At 68.9% G+C, this 19,028-nt stretch carries 16 protein-coding genes; 12 read left to right on the plus strand and 4 right to left on the minus strand.

Annotated features, from left to right (window positions below):
• Positions 1 to 58: 58 nt before the first annotated feature.
• The 9 genes from AC07VX_RS17040 (at position 59) to acpS (ending at position 8,931) form a co-directional block, all read left to right on the plus strand.
• Positions 59 to 1,522: a Do family serine endopeptidase gene (locus AC07VX_RS17040; RefSeq protein ID WP_493165722.1), complete on the plus strand. Its 1,464-nt coding sequence runs from the start codon at positions 59 to 61 to the stop codon at positions 1,520 to 1,522.
• A 572-nt stretch (positions 1,523 to 2,094) separates the two neighbouring features.
• The gene (gene lepA / locus AC07VX_RS17045) at positions 2,095 to 3,903 is read left to right on the plus strand and encodes a translation elongation factor 4 (protein ID WP_493165721.1); all 1,809 of its coding nucleotides are present in this window, start codon (positions 2,095 to 2,097) and stop codon (positions 3,901 to 3,903) included.
• Between the two features lie 31 nt (positions 3,904 to 3,934).
• The gene (gene lepB, locus AC07VX_RS17050; RefSeq protein ID WP_493165720.1) at positions 3,935 to 4,912 is read left to right on the plus strand and encodes a signal peptidase I; all 978 of its coding nucleotides are present in this window, start codon (positions 3,935 to 3,937) and stop codon (positions 4,910 to 4,912) included.
• A 7-nt stretch (positions 4,913 to 4,919) separates the two neighbouring features.
• Positions 4,920 to 5,300: a DUF4845 domain-containing protein gene (locus AC07VX_RS17055; protein WP_493165719.1), complete on the plus strand. Its 381-nt coding sequence runs from the start codon at positions 4,920 to 4,922 to the stop codon at positions 5,298 to 5,300.
• Positions 5,301 to 5,325: 25 nt separating this feature from the next.
• Positions 5,326 to 6,018 carry a ribonuclease III gene (rnc, locus tag AC07VX_RS17060; RefSeq protein WP_493165718.1) on the plus strand — a complete coding sequence of 231 codons (693 nt, stop codon included), beginning with the start codon at positions 5,326 to 5,328 and terminating at the stop codon, positions 6,016 to 6,018.
• On the plus strand, positions 6,015 to 6,938 hold the full coding sequence (gene era, locus AC07VX_RS17065; protein ID WP_493165716.1) for a GTPase Era: 924 nt from the start codon (positions 6,015 to 6,017) through the stop codon (positions 6,936 to 6,938). The genes rnc and era overlap by 4 nt, the downstream gene beginning before the upstream one ends.
• A gap of 112 nt (positions 6,939 to 7,050) precedes the next feature.
• A complete protein-coding gene (gene recO / locus AC07VX_RS17070; protein WP_493165714.1) occupies positions 7,051 to 7,764 on the plus strand; it encodes a DNA repair protein RecO in 714 nt (237 codons plus the stop codon).
• A complete protein-coding gene (locus tag AC07VX_RS17075) occupies positions 7,761 to 8,528 on the plus strand; it encodes a pyridoxine 5'-phosphate synthase (RefSeq protein ID WP_493165713.1) in 768 nt (255 codons plus the stop codon). The genes recO and AC07VX_RS17075 overlap by 4 nt, the downstream gene beginning before the upstream one ends.
• 4 nt (positions 8,529 to 8,532) lie before the next feature.
• Positions 8,533 to 8,931, plus strand: a complete 399-nt coding sequence (gene acpS / locus AC07VX_RS17080) for a holo-ACP synthase (protein ID WP_493165712.1) — start codon at positions 8,533 to 8,535, stop codon at positions 8,929 to 8,931.
• Between the two features lie 3 nt (positions 8,932 to 8,934).
• Here acpS and AC07VX_RS17085 read toward each other — a convergent pair whose 3' ends face one another.
• The 4 genes from AC07VX_RS17085 to AC07VX_RS17100 form a co-directional block, all read right to left on the minus strand.
• Positions 8,935 to 9,945 carry a hypothetical protein gene (locus tag AC07VX_RS17085; RefSeq protein ID WP_493165711.1) on the minus strand — a complete coding sequence of 337 codons (1,011 nt, stop codon included), beginning with the start codon at positions 9,943 to 9,945 and terminating at the stop codon, positions 8,935 to 8,937.
• Positions 9,946 to 10,053: 108 nt separating this feature from the next.
• Complete coding sequence (locus AC07VX_RS17090; protein WP_493165710.1) at positions 10,054 to 11,733, minus strand: COG3904 family protein; 1,680 nt, start codon at positions 11,731 to 11,733, stop codon at positions 10,054 to 10,056.
• A gap of 122 nt (positions 11,734 to 11,855) precedes the next feature.
• The gene (locus tag AC07VX_RS17095; RefSeq protein ID WP_493165709.1) at positions 11,856 to 13,412 is read right to left on the minus strand and encodes a POT-type proton-dependent oligopeptide transporter; all 1,557 of its coding nucleotides are present in this window, start codon (positions 13,410 to 13,412) and stop codon (positions 11,856 to 11,858) included.
• A gap of 91 nt (positions 13,413 to 13,503) precedes the next feature.
• Positions 13,504 to 16,380 carry an Rne/Rng family ribonuclease gene (locus AC07VX_RS17100; protein ID WP_493165708.1) on the minus strand — a complete coding sequence of 959 codons (2,877 nt, stop codon included), beginning with the start codon at positions 16,378 to 16,380 and terminating at the stop codon, positions 13,504 to 13,506.
• A gap of 673 nt (positions 16,381 to 17,053) precedes the next feature.
• On the opposite strand from AC07VX_RS17100, the gene AC07VX_RS17105 reads away from it, so the two are divergent.
• From AC07VX_RS17105 to AC07VX_RS17115, 3 genes are read left to right on the plus strand one after another with little or no spacing between them, the layout of a single operon-like run.
• Entirely contained in the window at positions 17,054 to 17,992 is a 939-nt protein-coding gene (locus AC07VX_RS17105; RefSeq protein ID WP_493165707.1) for an RluA family pseudouridine synthase, read from the plus strand.
• Positions 17,989 to 18,648, plus strand: a complete 660-nt coding sequence (locus tag AC07VX_RS17110; RefSeq protein WP_493165706.1) for an HAD family hydrolase — start codon at positions 17,989 to 17,991, stop codon at positions 18,646 to 18,648. Before AC07VX_RS17105 ends, AC07VX_RS17110 begins: the two co-directional genes overlap by 4 nt.
• Positions 18,641 to 19,027 carry a Rieske (2Fe-2S) protein gene (locus AC07VX_RS17115; RefSeq protein WP_493165705.1) on the plus strand — a complete coding sequence of 129 codons (387 nt, stop codon included), beginning with the start codon at positions 18,641 to 18,643 and terminating at the stop codon, positions 19,025 to 19,027. Before AC07VX_RS17110 ends, AC07VX_RS17115 begins: the two co-directional genes overlap by 8 nt.
• Position 19,028 lies beyond the last annotated feature (1 nt).

A 19,028-nucleotide genomic window follows, 5' to 3' on the forward strand; every position in this document is an offset into this window, starting at 1 on the left:
GCCTGCCTGCCCCATCTGTCCCGTCCGTCACTGCCCCGCTGAGTCCCTGGAAATCCACATGCACGCTGAGAACCGCCTCCATCCCGCGCGCGCGCGCTTCCTGTTTTCGAGCACGGCCCTGGCGCTGGCCCTGGCGCTGGGCCAGGCCCCGGCCACGGCGCAGCCGCGCGAGTTGCCTGACTTCGCAGAGTTGGTGGAGCGCGTCGGCCCGGCGGTCGTCAACATCCGCACCGCCGAGAAGGTCAAGATGGCCGAAGGCCAGGGCGAGATGAACGAGCAGATGCAGGAGTTCTTCCGCCGCTTCGGCATCCCGGTGCCCAACCAGCGTCGCGGCACGCCGCGTGGCGGTGGCACGCCCGACGACGATGGCCCGATGCGCCGCGGCGTCGGCTCGGGCTTCATCCTCAGCGCCGACGGCTATGTGCTGACCAATGCCCATGTCGTGCAGGGTGCCGACGAGGTCATCGTCACGCTGACCGACAAGCGCGAGCTCAAGGCCAAGATCATCGGCGCCGACCAGCGCTCCGACGTGGCCGTCGTGAAGGTGGAGGCCAGCGGCCTGCCAGTCGTCAAGGTGGGCGACAGCAACAAGTCCCGCGTCGGCGAGTGGGTCATGGCCATCGGCTCGCCCTTCGGCCTGGAGAACACCGTGACGGCCGGCATCATCAGCGCCAAGCAGCGCGACACCGGCGACCTGCTGCCGCTGATCCAGACCGACGTGGCCATCAACCCGGGCAACTCGGGCGGCCCGCTGGTGAACATGCGCGGCGAGGTCATCGGCATCAACTCGCAGATCTACAGCCAGAACGGCGGCTACATGGGCATCTCCTTCGCGATCCCCATCGCCGATGCCGTCCGCGTGGCCGATGAGCTGCGCGCCGGCGGCCGCGTCGTGCGCGGCTTCCTGGGGGTGCTGCCCCGCGACATCACGAAGGAGGAGGCCGAGGCCCTGGGCCTGGGCAAGCCGCTGGGTGCCGTCGTGAGCAGCGTGACGCCTGGCAGCCCGGCCGAGAAGGGTGGCATCGAAGGCGCCGACGTGATCACCAAGGTCGACGGCAAGGTGGTCGAGAAGGCGCTGGACCTGCGCCGCATGATCGCGGCCGTGAAGCCGGGCGCCAAGGCGACGCTGACGGTGTTCCGCCGTGGCAGCTACAAGGATGTCGTCGTCACCGTCGGCGAGGTCGAGCGGCCCAAGGCCGGTGCCGAGGGCTCGGCCGAGAAGGAGGCGCCCGCCGCTGCCAATGCCAGCGCGGCGCTGGGGCTCAAGGTGTCCGAACTGACCGAGGCCCAGCGCAAGGAGCTGAAGCTCAAGTCCGGCGTCAAGGTCGACGGCGCCACGGGTGCCGCGGCCCGCGCCGGCCTGCGTGAGGGCGACCTCATCCTGTCGGTGGACAACGTCGAGGTGTCCACGGTGAAGGCCTTCCAGGCGCAGATCGCCAAGGCCGACAAGGCCAAGGTCATCAACCTGGTGGTGCGCCGCGACGACGTGGTCAGCTTCGTGCTGCTCAAGCCGGCGCGCTGAGCGGGCGCCGTGGGCTGGACAGCCCACGACGGCCGGTGCCAGGCGGATACCGGCATGGGGCGGTAAATCCTGGGCTGTCTGCTCGGGCTTTCCGCGATGCGGCAAGCCTGCGTCGGCCGCGAGTCGAGGTTGTCCACCGCTTAAGAAAGTTGGCGCCGGCTAACTTACCAAGAATGACGGGGATTGTTCGTGCGGGCCGTTAAAATGCAGCATTGATGAGCCCGGGATTGGGTGTCCGGAGGTGGAATCGATGCCCTCCGGCAACACCCCGATTTGATCCACAGGCGATCCACAGGAACTTGTGGATAAGCTGTGGTTAAAAATCCTTGTTGGCAGCCTGCAACGGCCGGAAAACCAATGCTGGTGCGGTTTCCCGGCCGGGCCTTTTGGCTACAATGAAGGCCCAACAAGCAGTTGCCATACCTTTTGTTGGAAGGCACGTCGCCTCTTCGACGTGCCTTTTTTTTGTTTACGGCGCGGCCCTTCGCGGGCCTTCACATCGCTGCGCGATATGAGCCTCCAACGCAACGGCTTTGCCGTTGCATGCCCGGCCACGCAGAGCAGCAGTCAGCATGAACCACATCCGCAACTTCTCCATCATTGCCCACATCGACCACGGCAAGAGCACGTTGGCCGACCGCATCATCCAGCGCTGCGGAGGACTGTCGGACCGCGAGATGGAAGCGCAGGTGCTGGACTCCATGGACCTGGAGCGCGAGCGCGGCATCACCATCAAGGCCCAGACCGCGGCGCTGCAGTACAAGGCCAAGGACGGCCAGGTCTACAACCTGAACCTGATCGACACGCCGGGGCATGTGGACTTCTCTTATGAAGTGAGTCGCTCGCTGTCCGCCTGCGAGGGCGCGCTGCTCGTCGTCGACGCGAGCCAGGGCGTCGAGGCGCAGACCGTGGCCAACTGCTACACGGCGCTGGACCTGGGTGTCGAGGTCGTGCCGGTGCTCAACAAGATGGACCTGCCGTCGGCCGACCCCGACAACGCCAAGGCCGAGATCGAGGACGTCATCGGCATCGATGCCGACGACGCCATCCCCTGCTCGGCCAAGACCGGCATGGGCATCGACGAGATCCTGGAAGCCGTCATCGCCCGCATGCCGCCGCCGCGTGGCAACCCCGACGGCGCGCCGCGCGCCATGATCATCGACGCCTGGTTCGACAACTACGTGGGCGTCGTCATGCTGGTGCGCGTGGTGGACGGCGAGCTGCGCAAGGGCGAGCGCATCCGCATGATGGCGACCAACACCGTCTACCCGATCGAGCATCTGGGGGTGTTCACGCCCAAGAGCGAGAACCGCGACGGGCTCAAGGCCGGCGAGGTGGGGTTCATCATCTGCGGCATCAAGGAGCTGGCGGCCGCCAAGGTGGGCGACACCGTCACGCTGGAAAAGAAGCTGCCCAACAACGCCGGCCCGGCTACCGAGGCGCTGCCCGGTTTCAAGGAAATCCAGCCCCAGGTGTTCGCGGGCCTCTACCCGACCGAAGCCAGCGAATACGACCAGCTGCGTGACGCGCTGGAAAAGCTCAGCCTCAACGACTCCTCGCTGCGCTACGAGCCCGAGGTCAGCCAGGCCCTGGGCTTTGGCTTTCGCTGCGGCTTCCTGGGCCTGCTGCACATGGAAATCGTGCAGGAGCGCCTGGAGCGCGAGTTCGACCAGGACCTCGTCACGACGGCACCCAGCGTCATTTATGAGGTCGAGCTGAACACCGGCGAGGTCATCCAGGTCGAGAACCCGTCCAAGATGCCCGAGATCGGCGCCATGCGCGAGATCCGCGAGCCCATCGTCACCGTGCACCTGTACATGCCGCAGGACTACGTCGGTGTCGTCATGACGCTGGCCAACCAGAAGCGCGGCGTGCAGCTCAACATGGCCTACCACGGCAAGCAGGTCATGCTGACCTACGAGATCCCGCTGGCCGAGATCGTGCTGGACTTCTTCGACAAGCTCAAGAGCGCCTCGCGCGGCTACGCGTCCATGGACTACGAGTTCAAGGAATACCGCGCCGCCGACGTCGTCAAGGTCGACATCATGATCAACGGCGACAAGGTCGACCCGCTGGCCATGATCGTGCACCGCAGCCAGAGCCAGTACCGCGGCCGCGGCGTGGCCGCCAAGATGCGCGAGCAGATCCCTCGCCAGATGTACGACGTGGCCATCCAGGCCGCCATCGGCGCCAACATCATCGCCCGCGAGAACATCAAGGCGCTGCGCAAGAACGTGCTGGCAAAATGCTACGGCGGCGACATCACCCGCAAGCGCAAGCTGCTGGAAAAGCAAAAGGCCGGCAAGAAGCGCATGAAGCAGATCGGCTCGGTCGAGGTGCCGCAAGAAGCCTTCCTCGCCATCCTGCAAGTCGACGACTGACCCCACCCCTCCTGCCTTGAAAACCTCCTCGATGAGTGCTCTGACCGGTGTTTTGTACGCGGCCCTGGTGGCCTACCTGGGCGGCTGGTACACCGGTCGATGGAGCGGCAACTTCGCGCTGCTGCTCTTCGTCCTCACTGCCGTGACGCTGCTCTACTGGCTGGCCGAGCGTTTCCATTTCGCGCCGGCCCGCCGTGCCGCGGCTGATGCGCTGGCAGCCAACGACGCCAAGCGCCGTGAAACCCTGGCCGCCCAGGGCATCGCCCGCGTTGACGGCGACATCGAGCCGGCCCGCCAGCAGATCCTGCAGCAGCCCTGGTGGCTGGACTGGACCGCCGGCCTCTTCCCGGTGATCCTGGTCGTGTTCCTGCTGCGCTCGTTCCTGTTCGAGCCCTTCAAGATCCCGTCGGGCTCCATGGTGCCGACGCTGCTCGTGGGCGACCTCATCCTCGTCAACAAGTTCCACTACGGCATCCGGCTGCCGGTGCTGAACAAGAAGATCGTCTCCAACAACGACGTCAAGCGCGGCGACGTGATGGTCTTCCGCTACCCCGAGGACCCCAGTACCGACTTCATCAAGCGCGTGGCCGGCATCCCGGGCGACGAGATCAGCTACGTCAACCAGAAGCTCTACGTGAACGGCCAGCCGGCGCCTGTGCAGCCCCAGGGCAACTTCTACGACGAGGACGGCCGCGTCTACCGCCAGCGGTTTCTGGAGAAGCTGGGCGACAAGGAGCACCAGATCCTCGTGCAGCCGGATGCGCAGCGCTTCTTCCGTGCCGACCGTGCCGACGGTCCCTTCCCGTTCAGCGAGAACTGCCGCTACACCCTCGAAGGCGTGACCTGCAAGGTGCCGGCCGGCCACTACTTCATGCTGGGCGACAACCGCGACAACTCGCGCGATTCGCGCTTCTGGGGCTTCGTGCCGGATGAAAACATCGTCGGCAAGGCCTTCTTGGTCTGGATGAATTTCGGTAACCTCAAGCGCGTCGGTACCTTCTTCGATTGATGCCCAGATGAGCCCCTGCCGCAGCCCCTCGTCCTCCCCCCGTCGCCAGCGCGGCCTTTCGCTGATCGGCCTGCTGTTCTGGGGCGGTGTCATCGCCGTCACCGCCGTCGTCGGCATGAAGGTCTTCCCGACCGTGCTCGAGTACTACACCGTGCAGCGGGTCGTCGACCGCATCGCCGCGAGCAATCCGCCCACCGTGCCGGCCGTGCGCCAGGACTTCGACAAGGCCATCCAGGTCGAATACTCCATCCAGAGCATCAAGGGCAGCGACCTCGTCGTCACCAAGGACAGCAACGACAAAGTCGTCATCGAGTTTGCGTGGGACAGGGAGATTGACCTCTTCGGGCCGGTCTACCTGATGATCAAGTACCGGGGCAAGTCGCATTGACGGCGTCGACGCCCGCCTCGGGTCAATGAACGCCTCGCTCGACGACCTGCAACGCCGCCTCGGCCATCGCTTCCAGCGGCCCGAGCTGCTGGTGCGGGCCATCACCCACCGCAGCTATGGCGCCGACCACAACGAGCGCCTGGAATTCCTCGGCGACGCCGTGCTGAGCCTGGCCGTCTCCAGCCTGCTCTACGAGCGCTACGCCGGCTCCGACGAAGGCGACCTGACCCGCGTGCGCGCCCACCTCGTGCGCGAGGACAGCCTGCACAGGCTGGCCCTGACCCTGGGCCTGCCGGCGGTGCTGAAGATGTCCGACGGCGAAGCCCGAGGGGGCGGCGCCCAGCGCCCCTCCATCCTGGCCGATGCCGTCGAGGCGCTGCTCGGTGCGGCCTACATCGACGCGGGCTACGACGCCGCCCTCGACATCGTGCGCCGCCTGCTCGGCGAGACCATCGCCACCTCGGCCAGCGCCGGCGATTTCGCCAAGGACGCCAAGACGGCGCTGCAGGAATGGCTGCAGGCCCGCCGCATTGCCGTGCCCAGCTACCGCATCGTCGCCACGCGCGGCCAGGCCCACGCCCAGACCTTCGAGGTCGAATGCGCCGTCCCTGCGCTCGACGTGGCCGAACTCGGCGAGGGCCGCTCGCGCCGCACGGCCGAGCAGGAGGCAGCCCGCCGTCTGCTGGATAGACTGAACGCCGAACGAGGCAAACCATGACCGAGCCCACTGTGCCCGCACCCGAAGTACCGCAGCCGTCCGCTCAACGTTGTGGCCTGATCGCCATCGTCGGCCGCCCCAACGTGGGCAAGTCGACGCTGCTGAACGCCCTCGTCGGCCAGAAGGTCAGCATCACCTCCGACAAGGCCCAGACCACCCGCCACCGCATCACCGGCGTGCGCACGGTGGACGAGGCCCAGTTCGTCTTCGTCGACACCCCCGGCTTCCAGACCAAGCACAACGCCGCGCTGAACCGCACGCTGAACCGTACCGTGCATGGCGTGCTGGCCGACGTGGACCTGGTGCTGTTCGTCGTCGAGGCCGGTCGCTTCGGCCTGGACGACGCCAAGGTGCTGGGCCTGCTGCCCGAGGACAAGCCCGTCGTGCTGATCGCCAACAAGCTCGACGCCGTGCACCGCCGCGCCGAGCTGGCGCCCTGGCTCAAGGGCATGCAGGAGCGCCGCAACTTCGCCGAGTTCGTGCCGCTGTCGGCCAAGAAGGAGGCCGACGTCACCCGCCTGTTCAAGATCCTCAAGCCCTATCTGCCCGAGCAGGGCTGGTTCTACGACGAGGACGCGCTGACCGACCGCAGCGAGAAGTTCCTTGCCAGCGAAATCATTCGCGAGAAGCTGTTCCGCCTGACCGGCGACGAGCTGCCCTACACCTCCACCGTTGTCATCGACAAGTGGGAAGAGGAGGGCGAGCTGCGCCGCATCAGCGCCAGCATCGTCGTCGAGCGCGACGCCCACAAGGGCATGATCATCGGCCAGGGCGGAGAGCGCCTGAAGCGCATCGGCTCGGAGTCGCGCCAGGAGCTGGAGCACCTGATGGACGGCCGCGTGTTCCTCGAACTGTGGGTCAAGGTGCGCTCGGGCTGGGCGGATACCGAAGAGCATCTGCGCAGCTACGGCTACGAGTGACATGGCGGCGTCGTCGGGCCGAGCGCCGGGCCGCTCCCAAGCCGGCCCACGCCCCCCCGGGGGACCGACCGGCGTACCCGCCGGGCGAGGGGCTCCAGGACAGCCGGCCTACGTGCTGCACCAGCACGACTGGAGCGAGTCCAGCCTCATCCTGGACCTGTTCACGCGCGAGTCCGGCCGCGTAGCCGTCGCAGCCAAGGGCGCCAAGCGGCCCTATTCGCAGCTGCGCGCCGTGCTGCTGCCGCTGCAGCGCATCACCGTCTCCTTGAGCAAGCCGGCCAAGGCGGACGGTGGCGAGGTGCAGACCCTGCGCGGCGCGGAGTGGGGCGGAGGCGCCACGCTGCCGGCCGGCGCCGCTCTGTTCTCCGGCTACTACCTGAACGAGCTGCTGCTCAAGCTGCTGGCCCGCCACGACCCCCATCCCCGGCTCTTCGATGCCTACGCCGACACGCTGGCCCATCTGGCCGAGGGCGATGCCGCGCTGCGCGCCTTCGAGCTCAAGCTGCTGGCCGAGCTGGGCCTGCTGCCCGACCTCAGCGTCGTCACGCCCACCCAGGCGGCCATCGACCCGGCGCGGCGCTACCAGCTGTCCGCAGAGTCCGGCCTCATCCCGCCCACCAGCGACGCCAGCCTGCCCGGCGTGCTGCTGATCCAGCTCCAGGCCGCGCTGCTGCACGGCAGCATGGCCGCGCTGCGCCAGGCCTGTGCGGCCGCACCCTCGACGCTCAAGACCACGCTGCGCGGCCTGCTCCACTACCATCTGGGCCACCAGCCGCTGCGCACCCGCGCCCTGCTGGTGGACGTGCAACAACTGCTCGATTCATGAACCCGCTCGCTCATGCCGGCGCCCGCTGCGCCCTGTCGGTCAACGTCAACAAGGTCGCGCTGCTGCGCAACACCCGCCACCTGGGCATCCCCAGCGTGCTGCGCGCCGCCGAGCAATGCCTGCTGGCGGGCGCGCAGGGCATCACGGTGCACCCGCGTCCGGATGCCCGACACATCCGCGCCGGCGATGTGGACGACCTTGCCGCGTTTCTGAAGGACTGGCCCCAGGCCGAGTTCAACATCGAGGGCAACCCGACGCAGAACCTGATGGACTTCGTGCGCAAGCACCGCCCCCACCAGGTCACCTTCGTGCCCGACTCGGAAGACCAGTTCACCTCCGACCACGGCTGGATGCTGCCGCAGGACGCCGAGCGCCTGAAGCCGCTGATCCAGGAGGCCCGGAGCCTGGGCGTGCGCGTCAGCCTCTTCATGGACCCCAACCCGGCCGCGATGGCCGCCGTTGCAGCGCTGGGTGCCGACCGCATCGAGCTCTACACCGAGACCTTCGCCAGCGCCTTCGGCACCGAACGCCAGGATGCCGTGCTGGCCGGCTTCACGGCCACGGCCGAGGCCGCACTGAGGGTGGGCCTTGGCATCAACGCCGGCCACGACCTCAACCGCGACAACCTCAGCGTGTTCCTGCGCCATGTGCCCGGCGTGCTGGAAGCCTCCATCGGCCACGCCCTCATCGCCGACGCGCTGGAGCTGGGCTACACCGAGACCGTGCGCACCTACCAGCGCGTCATCGCCACGGCCTACGTCTGACCGCGTGATCTACGGCATCGGCACCGACATCTGCGACATCCGCCGCATCGAGGTGACGCTGTCCCGGCGCGGCGAGCGCTTCGCCGAGAAGGTGCTGGGCGCCGACGAACTGCGCGTCTTTCGCGCGCGCCGCGCGCGCTCCGAGACGCGCGGCGTGCGCTACCTGGCCACGCGCTTCTCGGCCAAGGAGGCCTTCAGCAAGGCCATCGGCCTGGGCCTGCACCTGCCCATGCGACTGCCCGACTGCCAGATCCTCAACGAGGCCAGTGGCAAGCCGGTGCTGAAGCTGTCCGGCCCGCTGGCCGACTGGTTTGCCGAGCGGGCCCTGAGCGGGCTGGTGACGCTGAGCGACGAGAGCGACTACGCAGTCAGCTTCGTCGTCGTCGAACAGGCGCGCGCCTAGGCTTCAGGGCTTCTTCCTGGCCACCGGCCTGGCCAGCGACTCGCCCTTGGACTGCATGTCGATGTCCATGTCCATGAACATCCTGCCGTTGTCGGGGCCGTTCATCGTCATCTTCATGCTCATCGCCAACTGGCTGGACAGCGGCAGCCGGTCGGACAGGCGCAGGGCGCTCATGCCCTTGCCGCTACCCGTGATCTGCATCTGCAGCATCTGCGGCGGCGCATCGGGCGCCGCGGCGTCGGCTGCGGACGCGGCCGATGCCGCCGCCGCAGGCCTGGGCAGCGGGGTGTTGATGTCCATCTTCATGTCCATGCCCAGGTCGAAATAGGCCACGCCCTTGGCCACGCGGGCCAGCGTGTAGCGCACCTTGCTTTCCATGCCGCCCGCGCCGCCGGGCAGGGGCATGGGCAGGGCCATGGTCAGCGGCACCTCCACGCTCTCGCCGACCTTCAGCGGGCGCTGGGCCAGCGCCTTGTAGAGCTGCAGGCTCTCGCCGATCATGGCCTTGCCCTGCTTGCCCATGGCGGCGGCCAGCTCCGGCGGGGCGCCGTCGAACTTCTGCAGCTCGAAGGCGAAATCCCTGGGGTTGAAGCGGGCGGCGAAGCTCATGTCCGCCGCGTTGTTCTTGGGCAGGGGCATGGTGTTGCCACCCGCCTCCACGCTGCCGCCGCGGGCGGCGACGGACACCGTAATCGGCAGCCAGCCGTCGGCGTCGGCCGCATCGACCTTCAGGGTCTGCTGCATCTGCACGGACATCCTGACCGGCCCGGTCTGGTTCATGCGCTCGGCGGCCTGCGCGATCTTGGCGCGCTGCTCCTCGGTGGCGTCGGCGCCGGCCTCCACGCGCATCTTCATGACGGCCCGCATGTCGATCAGCTGGCGCTGATGCTGGCCGGTACGCGGCGTGGTGTCGAAACTGACGGCGATGGGCGTGGAGGGCGCCGCCTGCGCCATGAGGTGAAGGCCGAGCAGGGTGGCCGACAGGAGCAGGCGCAGCGGGAAGGCAGGGGTCACGAGAGCAGCTCCATGAAACATGCCGCCGGGCTGGCGGCCGGGCGGCATGGTAGGGGAGGCGGTGGATGGCTCGGTGCGGCGGGTGCCGGTAATTTGACCCGGCCCGGCTCAGCGAGCGTGGAACAGCAGGCGCTCCGCCAGCTCCCGGCGGGCGGGCGGCTGGGCCTGCAGGCGGTCCAGCATGGCGATGACGGGATCGCAGGGCGCTCCAGGCGCGCCGGAGGCTGCATCCGGCGCATCCACCCACAGGCGCGAGAGCATGCCCATCGCGGCCGAGCCCACGGAGCGGTCGAGCACTTCGATCTCGATGGGGCTGGGCGGCTTCGGCGTCCAGCGCGGCGGCGTGCCGGTGGCGGCGTCCAGCAGCCAGGCCGCCTCGCGGGCCTGCAACTCCAGCGGCAGTTGTTCGCGGGCGCTGAGGCGGCCGTCCAGCAGGTCACGGCAGGCCGGCCGGGTACCGGGCTGGGACGGCGTGCGCAGGGCCTTCAGCTGTTCGGTCACGAGCTGCACATAGCGCCGGCGCAGCACGCCGTCGGTGCCGTTGACCAGCCCGGGCACCTGCGCGGCCAGCGGCGCCAGCGCAGCGGCCTGCACGCCCTCGTCCGGGGCGCCGGCCGCGCGTGCGGCCAGCATGCGCCTGGCCACGCTGTCGACGGTGCCCGCAGTGCGCTTCTCCAGAGCGGCCCAGACGGGGTGGATGCGCAGCGCGTCGTCGTAGTCGGCCAGCGGTGCGCCGGCTGCCGGCAGCGGGACAGCCATCGTGCGCGGCGACGGCGCGATCAGTGAATAGGCCTGCAGCTCCTCGCGCGGCACGAACCACATGCCGCGCGACGGCGTGCGCAGCGTCTTGTCGATCATGGTCTCGGGCAGGCCCAGCTCGCGGTAGGTCTTGGCCAGCTGCTGGTTGGCCAGTTCCTCGAAGACGGGGTTGTAGGTGCCCGTCGACGCACGGTGGAAACCGAGCTGGCCCTCCGGCGCCAGATGGCGCGGGTTGCCGGCCAGGAAGACCAGCGTGCAGGCACTTGCGCAGGTACCGACGGCACGGGCTTCCTGCTTGTGCGCCTTCAGCGCCGTGGCCATGCGCTCGGCCTCGCGCACGCGGCCGCCGGGCGACACCAGCTCCACCCGTTTCAGGCCCTGCGCCGCCTCGCTGGTCAGCAGGCCGCGCAGGCGCTCGCCGTCGCCCATGCCGATGACGCCCTCCAGGCGCAGGCTGCGGCCATCGGGCGACAGCGTGAAGCTGGCCTGGCCGATGGGGTCGATGCCGCGCGCCATCTGCCAGAACTCGCCGAGGCTGGGCAGGAAACCGAACAGCACCGAGGCCGCCAGCTGCAGCGTGCCCACCACCAGGCTGATGCGGGCCAGCCAGCCCCACAGCAGCGAACCGTGGTGGCGCAGATAGGACGTGGCCGAGCGCCAGGTGCCGACCAGGCACCACACGTCCAGCGCAATCAGCAGCGGGAAGCCCAGCAGCACGACGATGGCGCTGAGCTGCAGCGAGTCGCCCTTGACGCTGATCCAGCTCATCAGGCCGGTCAGCAGCAGGGCCAGCGGCGTGGCGACGAGGAAGTTGTTCAGCCAGTAGCTGCGCGGCAGGCTCTGCTCGCCGCGCCAGTGGGCGGCGAAGTAGCCCACCTTGGGGGGCGTGGCCGGGCGCGGGGCGCGTCCGGCCCTGGGGCGAGGCCGGTGCGACGCCTCCTGCCAGGCGGCTGGCGGCTGCGCCGGCGGGGGCGGGACTTGGGCGTCGGCCGCTGCCGAGGTCGGGTCGATGTAGGGACGCTGAGTCATTCAGGGACCGCCAAAAAGAAATGCCGCCCGGGGGCAGTCGGGCGGCATCGTAGAGCGCAGCGGCGCGGTCGGGCGCCGCACGGCGCGGGTAATTTCACCCAGGCCGGCGGTGCGGCGTGACATCAGCCACGGTAGTTATCCTGCATCGGGTAGCGGCGCGCCACCAGCGCGAACAGCAGGGCCGCCACCAGCGCGAAGCCGGCAAAGAAGAACATCAGGCAGGCTGTCTCGCTGTAGCCCGTGGACTTGATGGCCTGCAGGGCGCCAGGGCTCTTGATGCTGACGTTGGACAGCAGCACCCACAGGTTGCCCACCGTCACCGACAGGCTCCAGAAGCTCATGATCGTGCCCTTCATGGACAGCGGCGCCTGGCTGTACGCGAACTCCAGGCCGGTGGCCGAGACCAGCACCTCGCCCAGCGTCAGCAGCGCATAGGGCAGCATCTGCCAGACGATGCTGACCGCGTCCCCCGCGTCCAGCCACAGCTGCAGTACACCCGCCACGATCCAGGCCGCGCCGGCCAGCGCGATGCCCGCGCCCATGCGGCGCAGCGCCGTCACCTGCAGGCCCATGCGCGAGAGCAGCGGGTAGAGCACGAGGTTGTTGAAGGGGATGAGGATCATCACCAGCGCCGGGTTCAGCGCCTGCATCATGGACGACTGGAACCACTCGGGCTTGCTCATCTGGTCGGCCTGCAGCACCCAGGTGGAGGCCTTCTGGTCGAACAGCGACCAGAACGGCGTGACCAGCGCGAACAGCACCAGCACGCGCAGCACGGCGCGCACGCCGTCCACGGCCTCGTCCGGGTGCACGCCGCGGGCGCGGTCCAGCTGCAGTGCGGCGCCGAGGCCGCCAAAGCCCATCACCAGCACCAGGGCCAGGCAGGCCGCGGCGACGAAGCCCAGGCCGCCGATCTGGCTCAGGCTGTAGGCCGCGCCTACGACGCCCAGGCCCGCGATGCCCATGCCCAGGCCGCCGGCCTTCAGCGCGGTCCACACCACCTTCAGGAAGTTGTGCGGGTTGGCGCCGCGCGGCGGCTGGTGGACGTACTTCTTGCGGCCGCTCCACAGGATCAGCGTGGCCAGCGCCATCAGCACGCCGGGCAGGCCGAAGGCCACGCTGGCGCCGAATCCCTTCAGGATGACGGGCATCAGCAGCGAGGCGAAGAAGCTGCCGAAGTTGATGATCCAGTAGAAGGCGTCATAGACCTTCTGGGCCAGCGAGCGCGAGCTCTTGTCGAACTGGTCGCCGACGAAGCTGCTCACCAGCGGCTTGATGCCGCCCGAGCCCAGCGAGATGAGGAAGAGGCCGAAGTAGAAGCCCCGGATGTTGTTCTCGAAGACCGCCAGGCAGGCGTGGCCGCAGCAGTAGACGAGGCTGAGCCAGAAGATGGTCGGGTACTTGCCGAAGAAGCGGTCGGCCAGCCAGCCGCCCAGCAGCGGGAAGAAGTAGACGCCGATGACGAAGGTGTGGAACACCTCCTTGGCCTCGGCCTTGCGCATGCTCTCCGGCACGGCCAGCAGCAGGCTGGTCATCATGAACACCGTCAGGATGTTGCGCATGCCGTAGAAGCTGAAGCGCTCGCATCCTTCGTTGCCGATGATGTAGGGGATCTGCGGCGGCATCTTGGCCGCGGGGCGGGCCGCGGTGGCGGCGTCGGCGGTGAGAGTGGTCGTCATGTGGGGCCTCGGGGTTGGGGCGCTGAATGTGAGAACGCCGCCCGGCTTGTGGCCGAGCGGCGTTCCTGAGGGGTGGATCAGCCGAGCTGGATCATGCCTCGAAAGGCAGCTTCACCTGGCTCAGATCCTTGCGGGTTTCCACGAGCACCAGCGGGCCCTCGTCGACGACGACGACCGGCGCCGGCTCGCGGCCCAGCGGGGCGGGGGCCGGCTCGGCCGCGATGGCAGCCTGGGCGGCGGCGATCTTGTCGGCGTCGGAGTTGACCCACTGCAGGCCTGCACCTTCGGCGATGGCCTGCAGCTGGCCCAGCGGCAGCTCGAAGGCTTCGACGACAGGCGCAGGGGCCGCGACCGGTGCGGCTGCGGCGGCCACGGGGGCCGGGGCCTGGACCGGCGCGGCAGGCGCCGCCGCACTGGCCATCGCGTCCTCGATCAGCGAGCTCTGCACGGGGGCGGCCGGCTCGGCCGTGCCGGCCTGCTCGTCAGCGGGCTCCTGGCCGTCGGCTGCGCCTTCCTCGCGGCGGTTGCGATTGCGACCACGGCCACCACGGCGGCGGCTTTCGCGGCCATGGCCTTCGCCGACGTCGTCGCTCTCCACGGCGGGCGCGGCTTCAGCGCCAGCGTCGGCCGGGGCGTCGGCGGGCGCGGCGTCCGCGCTGGTCTCGCCGGCGGCCTCGTTGCCGGTGGCCTGGTCGTCGCGGTCACGGCCGCCACGGCGGCGGCGGCGGCCACGGCCCTGGCGCTCTTCACCGGCCGGCGTGTCGCCGGTCGGGGGCAGGGCGGCTTCAGCCTGGCTGTCGACGAAGGCGGGCGGCGCGTCATGCACGGCGGCCAGTTCTTCGGTCAGCGGCGCGGCGACGGGCAGCGCGGCCTCGACCGGCGGGCGCTCCTGGCGCTCGCCACGCGGGCGGCGCTCGCCGCGCTCGGGGCGGTCGCCACGCTCGCCACGTTCGGCGCGCTCGCCGCGCTCCGGACGTTGTTGCTGCTGTTCTGGCTTGTCGGCGCCCTCGGCGCGCGGCTTGCGGTCGCCGCGCTCGCCACGGCCTTCGCCCGGCTTGCCATCGCGGCGGCTACCCTGGCCGCGCTGTTCGTTGCGCTCGCCGCGCTCGCCACGTTCACCGCGACGACCGCCGTCGCGGCGGCCGTCACGGCCACCTTCGCGCTTGGGCTTGTCGGTCGCAGCCGGCGCTGCCGGGGCGGCCACGGCCGGCTCCGGCGCGGGGGCGGGGCTGGCGCCGAACAGGTTCTTGATCCAGCCGAAGAAGCCGCCGCCGGCAGCCGCCGGCGCGGGCGCAACGACCACCGGTGCCGGTGCGGGCGCAGCCACGACGGGCGCGGGCGCCGGTGCCGGCATGGGCGCGGGCTGCTCGGGCAAGATGCCCTTGATGACCGGTTCCTGCTTGTTCTTCTTCTCGACGTCGCCGCGGCGGGTGATGCCCACCTCGTCCGTCGGCTCCTCGATCATCGTGTAGCTGGCCTGCAGGTTCTCCAGGCGCGGGTCGTCGTGGCGCAGGCGCTCCAGCTTGTAGTTGGGCGTCTCCAGGTGCTTGTTGGGCACCAGCAGCACGGTCACGCGCTGCTTGAGTTCGATCTTGGTGATCTCGGTGCGCTTCTCGTTCAGCAGGAAGGACGTGACTTCCACCGGCACCTGCACATGCACGGCGGCGGTGTTGTCCTTCATGGCCTCTTCCTGGACCATGCGCAGGATCTGCAGCGCGCTCGACTCGGTGTCGCGGATGTGGCCGGTGCCGTTGCAGCGCGGGCAGGTGATGTGGTTGCCTTCGCTGAGCGCCGGGCGCAGGCGCTGGCGGCTCATCTCCAGCAGGCCGAACTTGCTGATGGAGGCGAACTGCACGCGGGCGCGGTCGTTGCGCAGCGCGTCGCGCAGGCGCTGTTCGACGTCGCGGCGGTTCTTGGACTCCTCCATGTCGATGAAGTCCACGACGATCAGGCCGCCGAGGTCGCGCAGGCGCATCTGGCGGGCGATCTCGTCGGCCGCTTCGAGGTTGGTGCGGGTGGCCGTTTCCTCGATGTCGCCGCCGCGGGTGGCACGCGCCGAGTTGACGTCGACCGACACGAGGGCTTCGGTGTGGTCGATGACGATGGCGCCACCCGAGGGCAGGTTCACCGTGCGGCTGTGGGCCGTCTCGATCTGGTGCTCGATCTGGAAGCGGCTGAACAGCGGCGCGTCATCGCGGTAGCGCTTCACGCGATGGCCCTGGTCGGGCATCACGTGGTTCATGAACTGGTGGGCCTGCTCGAACAGGTCGTCCGTGTCGATCAGGATCTCGCCGATGTCGGACGTGAAGTAGTCGCGGATGGCGCGGATGACGAGGCTGCTTTCCTGGTAGATCAGGAAGGCGCCCTTGCCGGCCTTGGAAGCGCCGTCGATGGCCTCCCAGAGCTTGAGCATGTAGTTCAGGTCCCACTGCAGCTCGGCGGCGGAGCGGCCGATGCCGGCGGTGCGGGCGATCAGGCTCATGCCCTTGGGGTATTCGAGCTGGTCGAGGTTCTCCTTGAGCTCCTCGCGGTCCTCGCCCTCGATGCGGCGGCTCACGCCACCGCCGCGCGGGTTGTTGGGCATCAGCACGAGGTAGCGGCCGGCGAGGCTCACGAAGGTGGTCAGCGCCGCACCCTTGTTGCCGCGCTCTTCCTTCTCGACCTGGACCAGCAGCTCCTGGCCTTCCTTGATCGCGTCCTTGATGGTCGCGTTCTTGACGTCGGTGCCCTCGCGGAAGAACTGGCGCGAGATCTCCTTGAACGGCAGGAAGCCGTGGCGGTCCTCGCCGTAGTCGACGAAGCAGGCTTCGAGCGAGGGCTCGACCCTTGTTACGACGGCCTTGTAGATGTTGCCCTTGCGCTGCTCGCGGCCTTCGATTTCGGTCTCGAAGTCCAGCAGCTTCTGGCCATCGACGATCGCGAGGCGCCGCTCTTCCGGCTGCGTCGCATTGATCAGCATGCGTTTCATGTCATCACTCCTCACGCGCCGGGCGGGTCGAAACCGCCGCGAAGCGCGTACGTTCATCGTGCCGTCCGAAGACGGCTCAAGATGCACGGGCGATGGCTGAGAACCGAGGAAGGAATCGCCCTGGACCGAAAGCGCGGCCGACCGTGGGGGTCAGCGCGCAACCGGCGTTGGCGCGTGCGCCACAGCAGCGCTCACATGATCCGAGCTGCCGGCTCCCGTGCGCACCCGCCCGGCCGAGGGCCGGGGCAGGGCGGCCACACCGGGATCTAGCCGGGGCCGCAGGGGTGCGTGTGGGGGGAGGGGCATGCTCATCCGCGTGGGCTGCTGGACGCTGGTGACAGCTCGCGCGGCCCGGGGGCCTCGGCGCTCTGTCGCCATGGAAACCTTGTTGTCTGCGGGCGCCGTGTGCCTTGAAAACAATCCAGGGCAGCGGGGCTCGCGGGTTCTTGTGTCATCGCTCTGCCGCGTCGGGCGGCGGGCCGTTCACTCACTCGGGGAGCAAACCTGCCGGCCAACTTTCGCGTTGCATCGCCTGTGACCACCGGGGCTGGGCCCCGCCGGCCACACGTTACCGCCGCTAAAATCAAAAAAATCAAACACTTACGGCAGCAACGTGGTGAAAAGGATTATAGGGGCAGCCCCCGGCGCCCCTGCCACGGGGTCAACCACCGCCGTGAGTACGGACAAACCCGCGGTTCGGCGCGTCGTCGTCGACGAAGGTTCGGCCGGCCAGCGCCTGGACAACTTCCTGCTCCGCGAGCTCAAGGGCGTGCCCAAGACCCATGTCTACCGGGTCATCCGGGCCGGCGAGGTGCGGGTGAACAAGGGGCGGGCGCAGGCCGACACGCGCCTGGAGATCGGCGACGAGGTGCGCATCCCGCCGGTGCGCGTTCCCGAGAAGGCGGCAGCGCCCGAGGCCCCGGCGCGCGAGTTCCCGGTCGTCTTCGAGGACGAGCATCTACTGGTCATCGACAAGCCGGCCGGCGTGGCCGTGCATGGCGGCTCCGGTGTCAGCTATGGCGTCATCGAGGCGCTGCGCCGCGCGCGGCCGACGGCCAAGTTCCTGGAACTGGTGCACCGGCTCGACAAGGAGACCTCGGGCCTGCTGATGATCGCCAAGAAGCGCAGCGCGCTGGTCAACCTGCAGGACCAGCTGCGCGATCGCGAGACGGGCAAGACCTATGCCGCCCTGGTCTGGGGCGAGTGGCCGGACCGGCTCAAGGTCATCGACGTGCCGCTGGTGAAATTCGTCGGCAGCGACGGCGAGCGCTGGGTGAGGCCGGGCAAGGAAGGCGAGGAAGAGGCCAAGCGATCGATCAGCCTGGTCAAGGTGATGCAAAGAGCGCCGCGCTTCAGCCTGCTGGACGTGACCATCAAGACCGGCCGCACCCACCAGATCCGCGTCCATCTGCAGCAGGCCGGGCACGCCATCGTGGGCGACCCCAAGTACGGCGACTTCGAGCGCAACCGCGAACTGGCCCGCGGGCCGCTGAAGTTCGACCGCATGTTTCTTCACGCCCGCCGGCTGCGATTCACCCACCCTGCCACCGGGGCCGAGATGACGCTGGAAGCGCCGCTGCCGCCCGAGTGTGCGAAGCTGATGAACCCATGAGACCCCAACGTTTTGACCTGATCGCCTTCGACTGGGACGGCACCCTGTTCGACTCCACCGCGCTGATCGCGCGCAGCATCCAGCGCGCGGCTGTCGACATCGGCCTGCCCGAGCCCGAGTTCGAGCGTGCCAAGTACGTCATCGGCCTGGGCCTGCGCGATGCGCTGGAGCATGTCGTTCCCAACCTGCCGGCCGAGCGCTACCAGGACCTGGGCCTGCGCTACCGCCACCATTACCTGGCGTCCGAGAACGACGTGTCCCTGTTCGATGGCAGCCTGGAGATGCTGCAGGCGCTCAAGGCCCGCCACCACTGGCTGGCCGTGGCCACCGGCAAGAACCGCGTGGGCCTGGACCGGGTGCTGGCCCATGCGGAGCTGACGAACATGTTCGACGGCACGCGCACGGCAGACGAGACGCGCTCCAAGCCGCATCCGCAGATGCTCAACGAGCTGATGCGCGAGTTCGGCGTGGAGCCCGAGCGCACGCTGATGATCGGTGACACCACGCACGATCTGCTGCTCGCCGCCAATGCCGGCGTGCCCAGCGTGGGTGTCAGCTTCGGTGCCCACGACCACGAGACCTTCGCCGAGCACAAGCCGCTGTTCATCGCCCACTCCACGCGCGAGCTGCACGACTGGCTGATCCAGCATGCCTGAGCAGGACATCGCGCCGCTGCAGCGCCTGTGCGCCTCGGCCGAGCTGGCGGAGCGCGGCAAGGCGGTCAGCTTCGACGTCATCCAGTGGCGTGAGCCGGTGCGCGCCTTCGCGCTGCGCTTCGACGGCCGTGCCGTCGCCTACCTGAACCGCTGTGCCCATGTGCCAACCGAGATGGACTGGCAGGAAGGCGAGTTCCTCGACCACGACAAGCGCTACATCATGTGCAGCATTCACGGCGCCGTGTACGACCCGCTGACCGGCCAATGCCTGATGGGCCCCTGCAACCGCGGCCGGCTGACCAAGATCGAGCTGACCGAGCGCGACGGCGAGGTGTTCTGGCACCCGACGCGCGACACAAAACCCGCCTTTGAAGGTTGAT

Source organism: Roseateles sp. GW821-FHT03B02 (assembly GCF_059421025.1).